Source organism: Candidatus Clostridium helianthi, assembly GCF_045310795.1.
GTDB lineage: Bacteria > Bacillota > Clostridia > Clostridiales > Clostridiaceae > Clostridium > Clostridium helianthi.
This window is the reverse complement of sequence record NZ_JBJIAB010000020.1, coordinates 40003-59814: the sequence shown is the minus strand read 5'-3', so window position 1 is coordinate 59814 and position 19812 is coordinate 40003. Positions and strand designations below refer to the sequence as shown.

At 29.0% G+C, this 19812-nt stretch carries 23 protein-coding genes; 19 read left to right on the top strand and 4 right to left on the bottom strand.

Translation table 11 applies throughout. The features are described from left to right. Window positions 1–8: 8 nt before the first annotated feature. The 4 genes from treC (at window position 9) to ACJDTP_RS15725 (ending at window position 4062) form a co-directional block, all read left to right on the top strand. Window positions 9–1661 (top strand): alpha,alpha-phosphotrehalase, encoded by a 1653-nt coding sequence (treC, locus tag ACJDTP_RS15740; protein WP_406761773.1) that lies wholly within the window; start codon window positions 9–11, stop codon window positions 1659–1661. 387 nt (window positions 1662–2048) lie between these two features. Beyond that, window positions 2049–2189 carry a hypothetical protein gene (locus tag ACJDTP_RS15735; RefSeq protein WP_406761772.1) on the top strand — a complete coding sequence of 47 codons (141 nt, stop codon included), beginning with the start codon at window positions 2049–2051 and terminating at the stop codon, window positions 2187–2189. Window positions 2190–2335: 146 nt separating this feature from the next. Further along, on the top strand, window positions 2336–2827 hold the full coding sequence (locus ACJDTP_RS15730; RefSeq protein WP_077844936.1) for an HD domain-containing protein: 492 nt from the start codon (window positions 2336–2338) through the stop codon (window positions 2825–2827). 107 nt (window positions 2828–2934) lie between these two features. After that, window positions 2935–4062 carry a hypothetical protein gene (locus tag ACJDTP_RS15725; RefSeq protein ID WP_406761797.1) on the top strand — a complete coding sequence of 376 codons (1128 nt, stop codon included), beginning with the start codon at window positions 2935–2937 and terminating at the stop codon, window positions 4060–4062. Window positions 4063–4183: 121 nt separating this feature from the next. On the opposite strand, the gene ACJDTP_RS15720 is transcribed toward ACJDTP_RS15725, so the two are convergent. Next, window positions 4184–4504, bottom strand: a complete 321-nt coding sequence (locus tag ACJDTP_RS15720; RefSeq protein ID WP_077840638.1) for a DUF1540 domain-containing protein — start codon at window positions 4502–4504, stop codon at window positions 4184–4186. 44 nt (window positions 4505–4548) lie between these two features. Then, the gene (locus ACJDTP_RS15715; protein WP_012058541.1) at window positions 4549–5094 is read right to left on the bottom strand and encodes an NADH peroxidase; all 546 of its coding nucleotides are present in this window, start codon (window positions 5092–5094) and stop codon (window positions 4549–4551) included. Window positions 5095–5286: 192 nt separating this feature from the next. Here ACJDTP_RS15715 and ACJDTP_RS15710 point away from each other — a divergent pair, with 192 nt between their 5' ends. From ACJDTP_RS15710 to ACJDTP_RS15660, 11 genes are all read left to right on the top strand, one after another. Next, complete coding sequence (locus ACJDTP_RS15710) at window positions 5287–5940, top strand: HAD family hydrolase (protein ID WP_077840637.1); 654 nt, start codon at window positions 5287–5289, stop codon at window positions 5938–5940. Window positions 5941–6131: 191 nt separating this feature from the next. Next, window positions 6132–6314 carry a DUF1858 domain-containing protein gene (locus tag ACJDTP_RS15705; protein WP_077840636.1) on the top strand — a complete coding sequence of 61 codons (183 nt, stop codon included), beginning with the start codon at window positions 6132–6134 and terminating at the stop codon, window positions 6312–6314. A 525-nt stretch (window positions 6315–6839) separates the two neighbouring features. Continuing rightward, window positions 6840–8015: an alanine racemase gene (gene alr, locus ACJDTP_RS15700; protein WP_406761771.1), complete on the top strand. Its 1176-nt coding sequence runs from the start codon at window positions 6840–6842 to the stop codon at window positions 8013–8015. A 55-nt stretch (window positions 8016–8070) separates the two neighbouring features. After that, window positions 8071–9003, top strand: a complete 933-nt coding sequence (locus ACJDTP_RS15695) for a LysR family transcriptional regulator (RefSeq protein WP_406761770.1) — start codon at window positions 8071–8073, stop codon at window positions 9001–9003. A gap of 20 nt (window positions 9004–9023) precedes the next feature. Next, a complete protein-coding gene (locus tag ACJDTP_RS15690; protein WP_406761769.1) occupies window positions 9024–10142 on the top strand; it encodes a 5-methyltetrahydropteroyltriglutamate--homocysteine S-methyltransferase in 1119 nt (372 codons plus the stop codon). 121 nt (window positions 10143–10263) lie between these two features. Further along, window positions 10264–11400 (top strand): 5-methyltetrahydropteroyltriglutamate--homocysteine S-methyltransferase, encoded by a 1137-nt coding sequence (locus ACJDTP_RS15685; protein ID WP_406761768.1) that lies wholly within the window; start codon window positions 10264–10266, stop codon window positions 11398–11400. 91 nt (window positions 11401–11491) lie between these two features. Beyond that, entirely contained in the window at window positions 11492–12256 is a 765-nt protein-coding gene (locus ACJDTP_RS15680; RefSeq protein ID WP_406761767.1) for an endonuclease/exonuclease/phosphatase family protein, read from the top strand. A gap of 703 nt (window positions 12257–12959) precedes the next feature. Then, complete coding sequence (locus ACJDTP_RS15675) at window positions 12960–13481, top strand: 3D domain-containing protein (RefSeq protein WP_077840630.1); 522 nt, start codon at window positions 12960–12962, stop codon at window positions 13479–13481. Between the two features lie 237 nt (window positions 13482–13718). Then, window positions 13719–14399: a GTP pyrophosphokinase gene (locus tag ACJDTP_RS15670; protein WP_078115664.1), complete on the top strand. Its 681-nt coding sequence runs from the start codon at window positions 13719–13721 to the stop codon at window positions 14397–14399. 13 nt (window positions 14400–14412) lie between these two features. Beyond that, the gene (locus ACJDTP_RS15665; RefSeq protein WP_406761766.1) at window positions 14413–14979 is read left to right on the top strand and encodes a nitroreductase family protein; all 567 of its coding nucleotides are present in this window, start codon (window positions 14413–14415) and stop codon (window positions 14977–14979) included. A 292-nt stretch (window positions 14980–15271) separates the two neighbouring features. Beyond that, window positions 15272–15475 carry a heavy-metal-associated domain-containing protein gene (locus ACJDTP_RS15660; protein WP_077841071.1) on the top strand — a complete coding sequence of 68 codons (204 nt, stop codon included), beginning with the start codon at window positions 15272–15274 and terminating at the stop codon, window positions 15473–15475. Between the two features lie 98 nt (window positions 15476–15573). Here ACJDTP_RS15660 and ACJDTP_RS15655 read toward each other — a convergent pair whose 3' ends face one another. Next, window positions 15574–15981 carry a secondary thiamine-phosphate synthase enzyme YjbQ gene (locus ACJDTP_RS15655; protein ID WP_406761765.1) on the bottom strand — a complete coding sequence of 136 codons (408 nt, stop codon included), beginning with the start codon at window positions 15979–15981 and terminating at the stop codon, window positions 15574–15576. A gap of 281 nt (window positions 15982–16262) precedes the next feature. On the opposite strand from ACJDTP_RS15655, the gene ACJDTP_RS15650 reads away from it, so the two are divergent. Further along, a complete protein-coding gene (locus ACJDTP_RS15650; RefSeq protein ID WP_168982233.1) occupies window positions 16263–16718 on the top strand; it encodes an N-acetylmuramoyl-L-alanine amidase family protein in 456 nt (151 codons plus the stop codon). Window positions 16719–16899: 181 nt separating this feature from the next. Here the strand turns inward: ACJDTP_RS15650 and ACJDTP_RS15645 are convergent, their stop codons facing one another. After that, window positions 16900–17289, bottom strand: coding sequence for a bacteriohemerythrin (locus tag ACJDTP_RS15645; RefSeq protein WP_077841074.1), 390 nt, complete (start codon window positions 17287–17289; stop codon window positions 16900–16902). A gap of 329 nt (window positions 17290–17618) precedes the next feature. Here ACJDTP_RS15645 and ACJDTP_RS15640 point away from each other — a divergent pair, with 329 nt between their 5' ends. From ACJDTP_RS15640 to ACJDTP_RS15630, 3 genes are all read left to right on the top strand, one after another. Further along, a complete protein-coding gene (locus ACJDTP_RS15640) occupies window positions 17619–18164 on the top strand; it encodes a phosphatase PAP2 family protein (RefSeq protein ID WP_077844925.1) in 546 nt (181 codons plus the stop codon). Window positions 18165–18631: 467 nt separating this feature from the next. Beyond that, a complete protein-coding gene (locus ACJDTP_RS15635; protein ID WP_406761764.1) occupies window positions 18632–18991 on the top strand; it encodes a hypothetical protein in 360 nt (119 codons plus the stop codon). A 142-nt stretch (window positions 18992–19133) separates the two neighbouring features. Further along, complete coding sequence (locus tag ACJDTP_RS15630) at window positions 19134–19766, top strand: DUF6304 family protein (RefSeq protein WP_406761763.1); 633 nt, start codon at window positions 19134–19136, stop codon at window positions 19764–19766. Window positions 19767–19812 lie beyond the last annotated feature (46 nt).

Below are 19812 nucleotides of genomic sequence, written 5' to 3'. Positions count from 1 at the left end.
AAGAAATTATGAAGGATTTTAAGAAAAGTACTATTTATCAAATATATCCTAAATCATTTTATGATACAAACGGTGATGGAATTGGAGATTTAAACGGAGTAATAGAAAAATTAGATTATTTAAAAAATTTAGGTATAGATTATATATGGCTTACTCCTTTTTATCCTTCTCCTCAAGTAGATAACGGATATGATATCTCTGATTACTATAATATTGACCCAAGCTTTGGTACACTAGAAGATTTCGAAAAATTAGTACAAGAAGCAGAAAAAAGAGATATATATGTAATGCTTGATATGGTACTTAATCATACATCAACAGAACATGAATGGTTCAAAAAAGCTATAAGCGGAGATAGAAAATATAAAGATTTCTATATATTTAAAGAATCAGAAAAAGATAAACCACCTACAAATTGGGAATCTAAATTTGGTGGAAATGCATGGGAATATGTAGAAAAGTTTGATGAGTATTACCTACATCTTTATGATAGAACTCAGGCAGATTTGAATTGGGATAATGAAGAAGTTAGAAATGAGATTTATGGTGTTGTTAACTTTTGGCTTAAAAAAGGTGTCAAAGGATTAAGATTTGATGTTATAAATTTAATTTCAAAACCAGAAAAGTTTGAAAGTGATTCAGAAGGTGATGGAAGAAGATTCTATACAGATGGTCCTAAAATTCATGACTATCTCCACGAGCTTAATGAAAATACCTATGGAAAATATGAAAATATTGTAACTGTAGGAGAAATGTCATCAACTTCTCTTGAGAATTGTATAAGATATTCTAATCCAGAAGAAAAAGAATTATCAATGGTATTTAATTTCCATCATTTAAAAGTTGATTACTATAAAGGCGATAAATGGACTGTTATGGATTTTGACTTTATGAAGTTGAAGGCGTTATTTAAAACTTGGCAAGAAGAAATTCAAAATGGGTGGAATGCTCTGTTTTGGTGTAATCATGATCAGCCTAGAATAGTTTCTCGGTTTGGAAATGATAAAGAATATTTAAAAGAAAGTGCCAAAATGCTGGCAACTACAATACACATGATGAGGGGGACTCCATATGTGTATCAGGGTGAAGAGATTGGAATGACAAACCCTTATTTCGATAGCATAGAGAAGTATAGAGATGTAGAATCTATAAATTATTATAATATTTTAAAAGAGCAGGGAAAATCTGAAGAAGAGATATTACAGATTTTAAAAGCAAAATCTCGTGATAATTCTAGAACTCCAGTACAATGGGATGATAGTGAAAATGCTGGATTTACTAAAGGTGAACCATGGATACCTGTTAGCAGTGAATATAAAAGAATAAATGTTGAACAAGCATTAAAGGATGAAGATTCGATTTTCTATCATTATCAAAAGTTAATAAGGTTGAGAAAAGATTATGAAGTGATTTCAAATGGAAGTATAAAGTTTATTCTTGAAGAAAATAATAAAGTGCTTTCATATGTAAGAAACTTAGGTGATGCTACAGTACTTGTCATAAATAATTTTTATGGAGAAAGTACAAAAGTAGAGATTCCAGATGAATATGCAAATGAAAGTGCTAAGAGTAAAATATTAATATCAAATTATAAAGATAGTAGTGTATTAAATAAAGAGTTAAATTTAAGACCATTTGAATCAATTGTATATCATATATAGGTATCTAAATTTAAAACTAGACTTATGTGATAACTTACCGAAATCATAAATATTTTGATTCCGAAAAGCTATGAAAATGTCGCTGAAGGTTCTAAGCAGCAGGTTGTATCCACTTTAGCATGCTCCAACTTTCAGTTTGACAAGCTAAAATGGAACAACCTACAGCTAAGAACCTTTAACAGCTCATTTTCAAATGTTTTCTCCACAAATATATTTATGATTTCTAGTTAGGATATGAACATAAAGTTTTAGAAACTTTTTAAATATGTTCATCTGATAAGTCTAATTCTTAAATTGTTTATCTAGAGAAAATTAGTAACTTTAAAATTATATAATATATAGAAATTACAGTAGCAACTGCTCAGCAAATGGGTGGTTGTTACTTTTTTGGATATAAATTTATTGGAGCTTCCAGTGTTAATACGTGAGTTTATAATCTTTTATGTGCGCAGTTTATATATAGGTAGAGAAAATATGAAGTTAAAGTTAGTAATATTTAACGAAGAGGCTGGTGGTTTTAGAAGATAAGTCTTATAAGTATAGGAATTAATATAAAAGCTATATTAATATATCTTATGAATTAGTATAATAATTAAATAAGATATATTATTAAGAAGGAAGGTGGATTAGCTCTGGGTATACTATTAAAGTATGCTGCAGACTAAAATGTAATTATGAATGAAAAGATTAGTACTATAATAAATGAAATGATAAAATACTATGCAAAAGATCCAAGAAGGGTTAATCACTTTTTAAAGGTATTTTCTTTTGCTAAATCTATAGGCGAACTTGAAAATATAGATAAGAAGACTCAGGAAATTTTAGAAGTAGCTGCAGTAATGCATGATATAGGAATAAAAATTAGTGAAGAAAAATATAATTCTTCTGCTGGAAATTATCAAGAGCTTGAAGGGCCTCCAGTTGCAAAGGAAATGCTTTCAAAATTTAATTTTAGTGAAGAATTTATTGAAAGAGTATGCTATTTGATTGGGCATCATCATACATATAGCAAAATTGATGGTATTGACTATCAAATATTAATAGAAGCCGATTTTTTAGTTAATATTTATGAAGATGAAATAAAAACTCCTCAAATTGAAATTATTAAAGAAAAGTATTTCAAGACAAAGGCAGGAAATGATTTCTTAGTTAATCTGTATTTGTAATAATTCTGAAGAGAAAATTATTTGAGAAATGTTTATAAAATATGTTGCAATAAATGAGTGACATATTCATATTATGTAGTAAATTTATTAATAAAACAATTAAGGGAATGATAATTGTGAATCTTTGCTATATAATAAAAAGTTTTAGTCAAATAGATTTACTAAGAAAATTTGTAAAGAGTAATATTAATATAATTGGGATTAATTCAATTTCGGAGTTAAAGGATGATTATTTATTAGTAATATCCAATAAAGATAGTGACTTTAATGAAGTGATGAACAAATTAACAAATGCTCTTGTTTGGGAAGAATTATATAATTATTTTTATGATTATTCCTTAGATAGATATATGAAGAATTATGATTTTTATCACTTAAAGTATTCATTAAAAAGAGCGCTAAAACCTGATAATGAAGCGATTGCAGTAGGTTCATCATATGCCTTATTTGGAATTGAAGAGAGTGTATTAAATTTTCCGTGTGTTAACTTGTCATTAGCGTCACAAGACATTTATTACGCATCTGTAATTGGAAAATATGCAATTAGTCAAAACAATAATATTAAAAAGATATTTATTGGAACTGGCTATTATTCATTTTATAATGATTTATCACTTAGCCAAGGTGGCGAATTGATGCGTTTAACAGACGTATACTACCCAATTTTTAAGGATAAGCATAATTGCAAGGAATTACCTGGTAATAATTCATGGATTTCATTTAAATATGAAATTTTTGACGTGGAACAAATATTGGATTTCTTTTCAAATAATTTTTTTGAAGAATCTGGTGGAAGGTATTTTGCTGGGACAAGAGATAGATTTAAATCGAGAATAGTCTTTGGAGAAAAAAAGGATGCTAAATGGTTTGAACTTGATGATAGTTTAAAGGAAAAGTCAGCATATGAGAGAGCTGATTCACACAATAAGGCTATTAAGTATATAGATTCGTATAAAGAAAATATCAATATTATGAATTCATTTGTATCTTTTTGCAATGAGAGAAATGTTAAAGTCTATTTGCTTGTATTTCCGGGAACTAAATTTTATAAAAAATATCTTTTGAAAGAGTACAAGGAATCTTATGCATCAGCCTTAAGTTTAATTAGTGGAGAAATAAGATTTATTGATCTTGACGAGTTTTGCGTATTTGATGATAAAGATTTTGTAGACATGGACCATTTAGATGAAGGTGGTGCAGTCAAAGTTTCATGGATTATAAACAATCTTAATTGACAGATAAAATATTAATTAGAGAATTTTAGGGTCATATTCTGAAGAATAGATATTTAAATATTCTTCAGAATATTTATTGTGAGGAATATTAGAATATAGAACACTTAATCATATATTCTAATTATTCTCTAGAATCGTAACTAGCACATTTAGTTTCGGTATATAATTGGGCTCCATTACCTGCTACTTGTATAGAATCTAAGCTACAAAGCTTGTTGTAGTTATGATTACATGTTTCAACGTTACAAGTTAGAGCATCGCATCTTCCTTGAGCATTAGTATTATTAGTTAAGTCGCTATAATGAGATTCTTGTAAAAATGAACCGCAGCAAGTTCCTCTTTCACTACTTGCAGACATTCCACCAATATCAACTCTATTTGAATAGCAAACTCCACTATTGTTATGTGAACAATTAGTTACTTCACAATTAATTTTTTCCACAAAAAACACACTCCTTTAAGTTAAATCTTAATCTAGTTATAATATTATTTGCTAAAGTATCTATCAAGTAAGCCTTTAAATGCTTTACCATGTCTTGCTTCATCTTTGCACATTTCATGAACAGTATCATGTATAGCATCTAAATTATGCTCCTTAGCTAAGGTTGCAAGTTTCTTTTTACCTTCGCAAGCACCATATTCAGCTTCAACTCTAGCACTTAAATTAGATTTAGTATCAGGAACAACAACTTCCCCTAAAAGTTCTGCGAATTTAGCAGCATGTTCTGCTTCTTCATAAGCAATTCTTTTATATGCTTCACCTACTTCAGGATAACCTTCACGGTCAGCTTGACGGGACATTGCTAAGTACATTCCGACTTCAGTACATTCACCTATGAAATTAGCTCTTAAGCCTTCTAATAATTCATCATTAAGACCGCCAGCAACACCGATTCTATGTTCATCAGCAAAATTTAATGAGTCAGTCATTTCCTTGAATTTGTCAGCACCTGCTTTACAGATAGGACAAAAGTCTGGTGGTGTGTCACCTTCATGGATATAACCACAAATAGTACAAACAAATCTTTTCATTTAAAATTCCTCCATAAACTATTATTGTATTTTTTAGGTATTAAACAACCTTAAAAATAGTATTACCAATTAAAACAAAAATATTAATATATAATTTTTATTAATTAAATTATTCAGGTGTCGTATAATTTTCTAAATATGTTATAATTTATTGGAGTGATTTAAGAGTGATAAACAAGGAGGAATTTTTACTTGAATAACAATTTTGAATATATATTATTTGATTTAGATGGAACACTTACTGATTCTGGCGAAGGAATAACTAAATCAGTTCAATATGCGTTAAAGTCTTTTGGAATTTTAGTTGATGATCTTAAAGAATTAAACAAATTTATTGGACCACCTTTAAAGGATTCATTTAAAGAATATTATAACTTCGATGAAGAAAAAGCACAGCTTGGGTTGGTAAAATACAGAGAATATTTTGCTGATAAAGGTATCTATGAAAATAAGTTATATGATGGAATACCAGAACTTCTAGAGGTACTTAAGAAAAATAATAAAAAAATTGTACTTGCTACATCAAAACCAGAAGTGTATGCAAGACAAATTTTACAATACTTTAAAATTGATAAGTATTTTGATTTTGCAGCTGGAGCAGATTTTGAAGAAACAAGAGTAAATAAAGGTGATGTAATAAAATATGCTTTACAAGAGGCTAATATTACAGACTTATCAAAGGTTATCATGGTAGGAGATAGAGAACATGATATTATCGGCGCAAAAGAAAATAATATAAAATCAGTGGGAGTTCTTTATGGTTTTGGAGATGTTATTGAACTAACCCAAGCCAGAGCAGAATATATAGTTAAGGATACAGAAGAACTATTGAATATTCTTCTTTAAAAAATTATAAATCAGTTATATAAGGATAATTATGTTGATACCTTCAATACTCAGTAAAGAAATATAAAAATTAATTTTATTGTAACATCAGTTACGGAAGTAATATGGAATAAACATTATAATAAGATTAAAGATAAACAATAAAAACTTAAAAGATAATTCATTAAGATATATGAGAGGAGAATGTCAACATGATAACTAAGGATTTAACAATAGGAGAAGTAATTCGTATAAAGGAAAATGCACCACAAATTTTAATGAGCTTTGGAATGGGATGTGTTGGATGCCCATCTGCACAAGCTGAAACAATTGAAGATGCAGTTAAAGTTCATGGAATAAATTTAGAAGAATTATTAGAACAATTAAATAAATAACATATTTAATAGAAAGGCTGCTTAAAACTAAGCGGTCTTTTTTTGTACAGAAAAATATAATCAAGTCAAATCAGTAAATAAATCTTGTAAGTGGCAGAAACACATCTCTGTAAAGTAGATTTTCCAATATTTTATTAAATCAATAGTTTAAATGTTATAAGAATAATATTTAAGTGTTAGATTATAATATTATCTATAATAAAAAATCGCAGTAAACTATGGTTAAGTGCCGTTTGTGCTTAGCACTCTATTTATATAAGTTACGTATTGTGCATAGCGCTCTTTTCATATAAGTTCCATATTGTGCTTCGCACTCTTTTAATATGTGTGGATTTTTTTGCGTATTTATCTTTTTAAGAAAATACACAAAAAATTTAGAAGGCAAATAGATTTGTCTTTTATTATCTTGGTTCACTTCAGATCAAGATAAATAGCCTGTTATATAATTCATGCTTTCAAGGGGCACCTTGCCCATAGATTTATCTGAGATATTATTTAAAATTTAAATAATCGAGAGGATTTTATATGAAAACTATTGAAAAAGAGTTTGTGGTTATTGCAGAGGGAAAATCATCTGAAACATGTTTGCAAGAATTTAACAGGATAGATATTAATTTGACTCAGCTAAGAAAAAACGTAGATATTTTAAGAAACACCTTAAATCCAGGAGTGAAATTTATGGCTGTTGTAAAAGGGGATGCATATGGACATGGATTAGTTCCTATAGCTCAGGAACTGGAAAAATGTAAATGTGATGCAATTGGAGTTGTGAGGCTGACTGAAGCTATTGCTTTAAGAAAAGGAAAAATTAAAATTCCAGTGGTAATATTGGCACCTTTAATGCCATCTCAATGCCAATGGGTTGTAGAGCATAATATTAGCGTAATGGTAGATAATGAGAAGATAGTTTCTGCGTTAGATAAAGAAGCCGTATCTAAAGATAAGATGGTTGACGTACATATAAAAGTTAATACAGGCTTGAATAGGTATGGAATTGAAACAGATGAAGTCGTAAGGTTTATTCATATTATCAATGAAAAATATCCTCATATAAATATAAAAGGTATATATACTCATTTCAAAGATCCAGAATATAATGAGCAGTTTACGTATGATCAAATGATGAAATTTAATAAGGTTTTGAAGAAACTTGAAGAAGTGAATTTAAGACCTCCAATTGCACATGCAGCTGGATCTGCAGGAATACTCATGTATCCAGAATCACATTATGATATGGTAAGATGTGGATTGATATTATATGGGCTTGAGCATAAGCCAGATGAAAAAATGCTGCCAGAAGGAGTAAGTCCTATTATGTCCGTAAAAAGTAAAATCATAAAATTGGATAAGGTTAAAGTAAATGCATCTGGTGGATATGGTGATAACTTTATAGCTAAAAGAGATAGTGTTGTTGCTGTTGTTGGAATAGGTTATGGAGATGGTATATCTAGAGGGTGGAAAGAAGTTTTAATTGCAGGAAAAAGGGTTCCAGTAGTAAATTACTTTATGGATGGTATGCTTGTTGATGTTACAGATATAAAGGAAGAAGTAAAAGAATTTGATGAAGTAGTTATAATAGGAAAACAAGGAGATGAATCAATCAGTTGGGAAGATGCTTGCCAGAGTATGAATTCATATATGGATGAGCAATTCCAAAGAATTACTGAAAGAGTGCCAAAACATTATTTTATTTATAAATGATAAAATCTAGATTATAATATCAAATAAAGGATTTTAGCTGAAAGGGGGGAAAACATTGACTTTGCAACAATTAAAATATGCTCTTGAAATTGCAAGGTGCGGGTCAATAAACGAGGCAGCTAAAAAATTATTTATATCTCAGCCAAGTCTATCTAATTCAATAAGAGAACTTGAAAGTGAACTGGGAATTGTAATATTTGAGAGGACAAATAGAGGAATTAGCATTTCTTCGGATGGGATTGAATTCTTAGGGTATGCTCGCCAAATAAGTGAACAAGCTGAATTTATTGAGGACCGCTATCATGGAAGAAAAGAAAAGATTATGCATTTCTCTATATCAACTCAGCATTATGCTTTTGTTGTAAATGCATTTACAAAACTCTTAAAGGAAATTGAAACAAATCAGTATGAGTTTAATTTAAGAGAAACAAAGACATATGAAATAATAGAAGATGTAAAAACTCTTCGTAGTGATGTTGGGATTTTATATATTAACGAAGTAAACTCTAAGGTTATGAATAGAATTTTTAGTGATAGTAATTTGAAATTTACTCCACTTTTTAATGCAAACCCACATATAATCATCAGTAATAATCATCCTCTTTCTACTAAAGAAAGTGTTACTACTAATGAGATGTTAGAATTTACTTATGTAACATTTGAACAGGGAATTAATAATTCATTTAATTTTTCAGAAGAAATGATGAATATGGCTAATGTACCTAAAAGTATTAAAGTTATTGATAGAGCAACACTTTCAACTTTATTAACCAGTACAGATAGTTACACAATAGGAACAGGATTTATAGACTCTGATTTTGATGAAAGCAAACTTAAAGCAATACCAATAGAATGTGATGAAATTTTCACAGTTGGATGGATAGCCCATAAGGATATTAAGCTTAATAAAATAACAACGCGCTACATTGAGATTTTGAACGAAATTATTTCAACAAATTATTTCGACTTAAATTATTATCTGTTATAGCAGTTTAAATGGAGGAAAATATGAGTAATGAGATTATAGGTACAAAGAGAAATAGTCCACCTTTTCGATATGATATAGTTGGAAGTTTTCTTAGAACTGATGAAATTAAGATTGCACGGAAACAATATAATAGAGGAGAAATAAATGCTCAAGAGCTAAGAAATATTGAAGACATAGAAATCAGGAAGCTCATAGAAAAGGAAAAAGAAATAGGATTAATAGCTGTTACTGATGGAGAGTTTAGGAGATCTTGGTGGCATCTTGATTTTTTTGTTGGAATAGAAGGTACAAAGAAAATAACATTAAATCAAGGAGGTAGTGTTCAAGGATCTAGAACAAAAGCTGAAAGCTTTCAAATTGTTGATAAGATAAGATTTAATAAGCATCCAATGTTAGAACATTTTAGGTATTTAAATAGTATTACTAAAGATGACAATATTGCTAAATTTACTATTCCATCACCATCTCTCTTTCATTTTGTTCAAAGTCACAACAAAAATAATGTATATAGTAGTGATGAAGAACTTATGGAAGACATTATTAGTGTTTACAAATCTGCAATAAAGGAGTTTTACGATGCAGGCTGTCGTTATTTGCAGTTTGATGATACTGCATGGGGAACCCTATGTAGTGAAAGACACAGAAGTTATTTTAAGAGTCAGGGAATTAACTCAGAAGCTCTTTCAAAGAATTATGTAAGATTGATAAATGAGAGCGTCAAAGAAAAACCAGAAGATATGATTATAACTTTGCATGTTTGCCGTGGAAATTTACATTCAATAGGATTTGCATCAGGTGGATATGAACCTATTGCAGAAGAATTATTTTCTAATGCTAAGGTGGATGGATTCTTTCTTGAATATGATAGTGAAAGATGCGGAGATTTTAAGCCGCTAAGATTTATAAATGATCAGTTTGTTGTATTGGGACTTGTGACAACAAAACATGGAGGCCTTGAAAGTAAAGAGCAATTAAAAAATCGTATTGCAGAAGCTTCTCAATATGTAGATATTAATAAACTTTGTCTAAGCCCACAGTGTGGTTTTGCATCAACAGAAGAAGGAAATATAATTACTGAAGAAGAACAATGGGAGAAAATTAAACTTGTTATTGAAACAGCTAATGAAATTTGGAAGTGAATTTGTTTGTTATAGGAAAATATTATAGCCAGTAATAGTTTTTTGAAGTTACCTTACTTGGGGTTAAACATGCTATACTGATTTCAAGAATAAAGCAAGGCAATTAAGGGGGATTAAAAAAATGAGTATAGAATTTAAAAATGCAAAACAAAGAAGTGTTGCACCATTTAGGGCTGATATTGTAGGAAGTTTTTTACGACCAGAGGTAATTAAAGAGGCGCGTGCTAAATTTCAAAATCAAGAAATTTTAAGTAGTGAATTAAGAAGAATAGAAGATGAAGAAATAATAAAATTAGTGAGAAAACAAAAGGAACTTGGACTTAAAGCAGTAACAGATGGAGAATTTAGGCGCTCATGGTGGCATCTTGATTTTATGTGGGGATTAGATGGGGTAGAAAAACGTGTACTAGAAGCAGGCTATAAATTTAATGGGTTAGAAACTAGAGCAGAAACAGCCACATTAACAGGAAAAATAGATTTTAGTAATCATCCGATGCTTGAACATTATAAATTTTTAAGAAGTATCTCTGGAGATGATATAGTGGCTAGACAGACGATTCCAGCACCTGCACAATTTCTTGCAGAACTTCAACGTGGTGAAAATAAGGAAATTACAGAATCTATTTATAAAAACATAGATGAATTAATTTTAGATATTGCTAATGCTTATAAAAAAGCTATTAAAGCATTTTATAACGAAGGTTGCAGAAATCTTCAACTTGACGATTGTACTTGGGGTATGCTTTGTGATAAAAAATATTGGGAAGCTAGACAACAAGAAGGCGTAGATACAAATGACATTGCTAAACTATATGCAAAGGTAAACAACTTAGCAATTGAAGACCATCCTGAAGATTTGGTTATTACAATGCATGTTTGCCGTGGAAATTATAATTCAACATGGGCAGGGTCTGGTGGATATGAACCAGTGGCAGAAATTCTTTTTGGAACTGTAAATGTAGATGGGTTTTATCTAGAGTATGATACAGATCGTGCAGGAGATTTTGCACCATTAAGATTTATTAAAAATCAACAAGTAGTTTTAGGGTTAATAAGTTCCAAGACAGGAATATTAGAAAATAAAGAAGAAGTTAAAGAAAGAATTAGAGAAGCAACAAAATACGTAGATATTAACCAAGTTTGCTTAAGTCCACAATGTGGTTTTGCCTCTACTGAGGAGGGAAATATTCTAACAGAAGAAGAACAATGGAATAAGATAAAGCTAGTAAGAGAAATTTCAGAAGAAATTTGGAAATAAAAATATATGATTTCTTCCTTAAGTGAGTATAATATAATTATATTTATAGGCTAATTTGAAAGATAAAAAGCAAATTAGAAGGAGGATTTAAATGAGAGTAATGACCTTTAATTTAAGACGCGATGTTCCTATAGATTTTAATGATAGATGGAATAATAGAAGGAGCTTGATTTATAACGTAATAAATGAGTATAAATGCGATATAATAGGGGTTCAGGAAATTAAAGATAATATGCTTAATGATATTAAAGAAAATATTGAAGGATATAATATTATTGGAGCTCCAAGAGGGAAAAAAGTTTCTTCAGAAAGAAATAGTTTATTAATCTCTAGAAATTATTTAATTGAAGATTATAAAACTTTCTGGCTATCTGAAACTCCAGATAAGATAGGAAGCCGCGTATGGTACTCATATCTTCCAAGAATTTGTACAACAGCCATTTTACAAATGGATAATGGAAGAAGAGTTAGGGTTTGTAATACTCATTTAGATAATCTGCTTCCAAAGGCAAGAATGTATGGTTTAAAAAAGATTTTAGAATTCATAGAAGATGAAAAACTTCCAGTTATATTAATGGGGGATTTTAATGATAGATCTAATAGTAAGTTGATTAAAAGTCTTAAAGAGGGGAAAATATCAAGTAAAAAATTATTACCAGTACAAGACGTAAATATGGGGTTATATAATGAATCTACAATAGGAAATTTCAAAAGGTCAGGAAAAGGGCTTCATATAGATTATATATTTGTATCGGAGGAAATAGATGTAGTTAATGCTGAAATAATTAAATATAATGTTAATGGGAAGTATCCCTCTGACCATTACCCGTTAATGGCAGATATATTAGTAAAATAGATTATATCGTAATCAATTCAAGTAATAATAGAAGAGTTGTTTATATAGTATATAAATAGAGAATATATGGCTTGGAATTATGTTATAACTTACAGAGATTACAAATATTTTAATCCTAAAAGCTATGAATATATTTATTATTTTTAGCGATGATAGATCTAAAATTTTAGCAAGAGTGTAGGTATATTTATCTAATAAGTCAGATCTTTAAATTGAATATATAAAAATTTAAATAAAGCATTAGTAAAAAAACTTGGAATTCTAAAATTATGAATCCAAGTTTTTTTATTGTCTAGAAAAGTATAAAAAAATTAAATTTTGAAAGCTAGTTATATCAATGGTTAAGAGGAGGTTGGTTTGTAAAAATATGATTAAGAAAATAAATCATATTCGCCTGTATAAAATGTTCTTATATGCACAATACGGAACTTAACCACAGTCGCCTGCGAATTTTTTACTTCTTTAGAATTTTATATTATAGTGGAATCTCAAGCTACACAGGCGGCTGGGATTTTGGTGTTATGTGATTTTTAGTAAATTAAGAAGTTAAAGTTATACTTTGTGCTGATTATACTGGATATAAATACATGATAACCCAATTAACTTTAAATTGAAGAAAAAGTGTTATATAATAGTATATATTGTAAATAAATTAAAAATAAAATAAAAAAATATATTATCTATATAAAGGAGAATAAATTTATTGTCGAAATTAGAGAAATGTGTATGCGTAACATACATATGTTTAGCAATTGTATTAGGTGGGCTTGCAGCTTATTATAAAGTAACATTTGGTGAAATAAATTACAGCAGCTTAATAGCTAGAAAAGATAAGGATACCTCTGATGCAAATGATAATGCTACTAATAAAAATGAGAATATAGAAAAAGTATTAACTGCCGCACCTAAAGTGCCCATAAAAGCAGAATTAACAGCCTACTGCAATTGCGCTATATGCTCAGAAGCCTGGGGCTCAGAAACTGCAATGCAAACCCATACTAGAGTTGGAACTATAGCTGTACCTAAAAATATTCCGTTAGGAAGTAAAATATATATTCCAGATTTAAAAGATTACAAAGATGACGGTATTTTTGACGCAGAAGATAGAGGTGGCGCAGTTAAAGTTAAAAGCGATGGCACCTACATAATAGATGTATGGCTTCCAACCCATGAGCAAGTCAAGGAATTTGGAAGAAAAAAGACTACGGTTTATTTAATAAAATAATAGTGGCTTGAAGTTTTTCCAATATTCAATTAAAATTATGTTAGTATGAGGAAATAAAGCAAGAAAAAAATAGAATATATATATTGCAAAAATAGTCCTTCATCATAATTCTAAAAAATATTACAAGAATTTTAGATGTAATTGTGAATTGTGAAATGTGCATTGTGAATTGCAATATATATTACATATATTTTGTTAAGAAGAGTCTTTTTTTAGACTAAGGGGGACAATAGGCTTATGGGTCAATCAAAAGAAAATGATCAAATATTTTGGGACAGTAGAGAAAACATTATATCACCAGAATTAGTTGAAGAAAGAATAGAAGAGATGAATGAAACGTTACTTGTTTATAGATCAGCAATAAAGGAAGTTAAGACTAAATTAGATATTTTAGATGATGAACTTAAGATAAAGAGGAAGAGGAATCCGATTGAATACATGAAATCTAGAGTGAAGACTCCAAGCAGTATTATGGATAAACTTAAACGTAAAGGATTCGAAATGAGTATTGAATCTGCTAAAAAGAATTTAAATGATATTGCGGGAATTAGAGTTATCTGTTCTTTTGTAGGTGATATATATGATATCGCCAATATGCTAATAAGACAGGATGATATAACACTAATTGAAGAAAAAGATTATATAAACAGTCCTAAGCCAAATGGTTATAGAAGTCTTCATTTAGTTATAGAGGTTCCAATATTTTTTTCGGATCATGTAGAGCCAGTCAGAGTTGAAGTTCAAATTAGAACGATAGCTATGGACTTTTGGGCTAGTCTTGAGCATAAATTATATTATAAGACATCTGGAGATGGACCACTGCATATTACACAAGACTTAAAGGAATGTGCAGAGCTTATAGCATCTACAGATATGAGAATGCAAGATATACAAAGAGAGGTAGAAAAACTAAGATAGGTGGGTTGTTAAAATGATAAAAGAGCTTGTATTGAAAAATAGATCATATAGGAGGTTTTATCAGGATAAGAGTATTGAAATGAATACTTTAAGAGAATTGGTAGATTTAGCGAGACTATCACCATCAGGAGCTAATAAACAAGTGTTAAAATACATTTTATCAAATGAAAAAGAACAAAATGAAAAAATAAGTAAATGCATATTTTGGGCAGGTTACTATAAGGATTGGGATGGTCCTAAAGAATGTGAAAAACCAAGTGCTTATATAGTAGTGCTAAAAGATACAAGTCTTGGCCAAGGTGCATCACAAGATGATGGCATAGCAGTACAAAGTATGTTACTTGGAGCTGTTGAAAATAATTTGGGCGGATGCATTATAGGAAATATAGATAGAAAGAATTTAAGAGAAGAACTAAATTTAGATGAAAAATTTGAAATTGCTTTGGTAGTAGCTCTTGGTTATCCTAAAGAAGAAGTAGTTATAGAAAATATAAATGAATCTGGAGATGTGAAGTATTGGAGAGATGACAACCAAGTACATCATGTTCCAAAAAGAACATTGGATGATTTGATTTTATAAGTAGTGAACTCGAATCTATTATTTGATGTGAATCGGTTAAGCAGACAGCTCAAAAGTGATGCTCCCAATCTTGTATTTGGCTATAAGTGAAGAGTTCTTAATTGCAGAATAGCTGTTTAATTTATAGGTGAAGAACTTTCTCTGTGAGCATCTATGATTTAATGATGGTTGCTTACTCTGTGAGTATCCAGTGAACAAATGAGAATTCATTTTCTTTAAAAAATATTGATATAATAGTGTGATTTTGAACATACTATACTTGTTACTTTGTAGAAAAAGGAGAATAGTATATATGGAAAGAATACATTATAATGTTGATGGATTAGCAAATGAAAATATGAAAACACAAGTTAAAAATGCACTGGAAAAAATCCAAGGTGTAGATAAGGTTTGTGTAGATCTTGCACGTGGAAGCGTTGAAGTAGTATATAATGCTCCTGCAACAGAAGAAGAAATTAAAAGCTGTATAGAGAATACAGGACATGATGCTAGATAAAAGAAAATATCTTTTTAGATTTATTGCTAAAGAGGAATGTATTTAGGTTTACATTCCTCTTTAGTTTTTATGTAAATATAAAATTTAACCAGGAAGGATTAGCCCTCTATTATTTTTACATAAAACATTCTATCCCTAGGGCCATCAAACTCGCAGAAATATACATTTTGCCATCTTCCTAAAATTAGATTGCCATTATTTAAAATTAGAGTTTGTGAAGCACCTACTGTTGAAGATTTTAGATGAGAATGTGAATTTCCTTCAAAATGCTTATAATTAGGATCTGTGGTTGGATAAGTTTTTTCAAAACCATATATTAAATCGCTAACTACATCTGGATCTGCATTTTCATTTATAGTTATTCCAGCTGTAGTATGAGGGCAATAAACTACTATGATTCCATTACTAATATTACTGTTTTTAATATCTTCTCTTATATAAGAAGTTATATCAACCATAGATTGTCTAGGTTTAATTTCGAGGGAGTGTTTAAATAAATTTGACATAATAAAGCCTCCTTAACATTGTTTTTACATAATATTATAATATACCAATTATGTAAATATATAAACAATTTTATAAATCTATATTGTAATAATAGACTTAGATTTTAGATTCTAATGAACCAGATGATTTATTGGAAGTAGAATGCAGAAACTTAATTGAACCATATATGCAGCAGTGTAATTGAATTTTTTTATTCTCTAGGAATTTTAAGTCTATTTTATAAATTATGTTAATAAAAATAATAGTAAATATAGATTTTTGATTTGGAGAGGATAAGAAAATGATAAAAACTATTAGTTTTAAATATATATTAATGTTAGGAACTTTATTAAGTATTGTATTTGCATTTCAATTAATTTGTGATGTAAAGGCAAATGGAGAATGGGTATATGTAAACAATAGCTGGCGATATTATAGTGGTCCCGAACAAAATACTGGTTGGTATAAATACAAAGATAATTGGTATTATTTAGATGAAAACGGTATGGCAAAAACCGGATGGCTTAAAAGTGAAGGCAAGTGGTATTATCTAGACACAGTTACAGGAAAAATGCTGACTGGATGGATTCAAAATAGAGGGAATTGGTATTATCTAAATAGTTCTGGAGAAATGGTGACAGGATGGCTTAGATATAATGGAAATTTATATTATTTAAATTCCTCTGGAGTAATGGTTAAGGACATATATATTGGAACCTATTATTTAGGACCAGATGGGGCATGGGAGGAAGGATAAATAGTTGAAATAAATTATCTTATAGATATAAAGTAAAATTATCAATTTATAAAAGCTTGAAAAAATAAAAAATACTATTTCAAAATGTATTAGTAAAAAACATTGAGAGATAGTATTTTTTTATAATAATTTTATATCTAAAAAGAAAAAAGCTTGTCCTAGAAAATGCTAAATTGTAGCTTTATTGACCTATCAACTTATCGTTTTCAAAGATATGTTCAATTAACCAATCATTTAAAAGTTGTAATAGAGTAGAAATCGATTCATTCTGATTTTCATCAATACTCCTAAAATCTACTTCATTAATTCTTTTTATAAAAGCGTCGTGTTCTATCTTTTGAGTGAACATTCTTTTATAGTTAATTTTCTTCATATATTCTTCTTCTGCTTTAAAATGGAATGAGGTATAATCACGTAGCTCATCTACTAACTCTAATATGTCATCATATTTATCAGTTGTAAAATCATTTTTTAGTAAATTGTAAGCTTTGTCTGCTATTTCGAAGAGAACTTTGTGCTGTTCGTCAATAAAATCAATTCCAGTCTTAAATTCTTCTTTAAATTCATACATTAAATGTTACCTTCTTTCTTATAATTGTATAATTACATATAAAATAATTATATATCACTTTTGTAAAATTTTCTAGATAAGGGATAAAGATAATTCCTATCAATAAGAGTAAATAACATTGGTATATATAAGAAACTATATAAATCCTGTTAAATTAATGATACAGTAGTATTAGATAATTTTGCAACAATTATAAATATAAACTATATACTGCAATTAAGTTTTACATTTTAAGATTAATTGAGCTCTTTTTTATTAATATTTTAAACGTAAACCGCTATTGCAATACAAAAACTATGAAAAAATAAATGAGAAAAGGAATTGGAATTATGGAAGTGATTCAGAACATAGATAATAATATTTTAGAATTTATACAAATCCATATGAGGACTCCCATTTTAGATAAGGTTATGCCACTTATAACTATACTTGGAAGCAAACTTACTATATGGACGTTTATTGCTTTAATACTTATAGTAGGAAAAAAATATAGGAAGTATGGTATTATGATCATATGCTCTTTGATATTATGTTTTATTGTAGGAAATTTAGGTTTAAAACCTTTGGTAGCAAGAACTCGTCCTTTTAATGCTGAACCAATATTAAATATGATTCATATGAAGCTGCCAACAGATTTTTCTTTTCCGTCAGGCCATACTATGTGTTCATTTGCACCAGCAACTATAATTAATTATATGAATAAAAGAGCTGGGATACTTGCATTAACTCTAAGTACATTAATAGGATTTTCAAGGTTATACTTGTATGTACATTATCCATCAGATGTTTTTGCAGCGATGGTTATTGGGCTTTTAATAGGTAATTTAGTTATTGCAGCATTTAATAAAAGAGCATTAAGTTCTATTTTGAGCTGAACCAAGTTACTATTGATTCCGATGTGATTTTTGAAGATGAAAGGAGATGTTAAGAATGAAAAACGAACAAGAAAGAATCCCATCCAGTTCACTGATCAAGACAAAGATAGCCGTATGATGAAGTTAAAGACGTTTTTTGATTCGGAAATAAAAGACGTTAAAATTATAGTTACTGGAAATGCTAAGGTATGGGATGTTAGCATCGCAGAAATAAAGCATTGGTGGGAGTAACTGCGATAACGAAGAAATATGTAATGTTAAGACAATCATCATCTTGGATATTATAAAGGTTATATAAAAACTAGTTATTCAACAACCCATATTTATTACTTTGAAAATAATTTTTTATTATTAGTAAATTATTATTTTGAAAATTAAAGATATACATTATAATAATTATGTGGAAGATTATTATAAAAGCAAATTAGTGAAAATGATATTGGAGCTTATTACAAAGGGGGAAGAATGTGAGTTGGGATTGTGCGGTATGGCACTGCAATAGTGTAAAAAGTAAAGAGGATGCAGAAATTCTATATAAACGACTATGCGAAGGAGATACTTCGTTAATTGGTCCTACACAAAAAATACAAGATTTTTATGAAGAATTAACAGCTAAGCATCCTGAAATTGATGATATAAGTGAAGAGGAAATTGGGGATTTAGATTTATGCCCATGGAGTGTAACTTTTGATAAATCAGAAGGACACATTATTATGTCTTGTGTATTTAGCAAGGCTGATTATGTAAGCGATTTAATAAAGGAATTAGCTCAAAAACATGAACTATCTTTCTACGAGCCTCAAAATAAAAATTTTATTTATAATTAAAAGTACATAGATAATAATCTTTGCTGTTTGTGGTTAAATGTGGTAATATAGAAAGGTGGTTTTTTATTATAATTTAAATTTTTTACTTTAAATTATAATGGGATATGAGAAAAATAAATTGGGGAGGGATATTAAATATTATATGGTCAAGGTAAAATATTCTGCTATATATACTGATAATTTTGGCTGTGAGCAGGCAGAACTATACTTTCTAAAAGGGGGACTTCAATTTAATATAAGAGATTGCGTCTTTTATGATGATCATTTTGATTTCGATTTTTATACTAAGAGACCTAATGAGCATAAACAACTTTTCTATTTAAAAGATGATGAATTAATAGAATATGTTATGGATGTAAGAATTCCATTAATAATGACATATGATGGTGAGGAATGTGTGAGAGAATCTATATTATGCATTAAGAGGCATAGAAATTCTTATAATAATATGCTTTCACTCGATCTAGATGGAAAATCTTATACTGTTGAAGGATATAATTTGCAAGAATTATTATATAAAATGAAGAAAAAACTGCCTAAAGAATATACTATGGAATCTGATTTTTCATGTATGCTGGGCGTATATTCTATTGAAACAAATAAAGAAAATGATTTTTATTGTTTTAGAAATTTCGAAGAGGAAGATGATGAAAGTGCTTCTAGCGAATCTTTTTATTTGGAATCCTCTGATTTTAGAAGTAGAGATGCTTTTGATGGACTTAAAAAGTATCCAATTACTTATATATTCAATGAATATTGTTTAAGTAAGATTTAATCAGTCATATTTATGTATAATAATATAAAAAAGAGATGGCGCATAT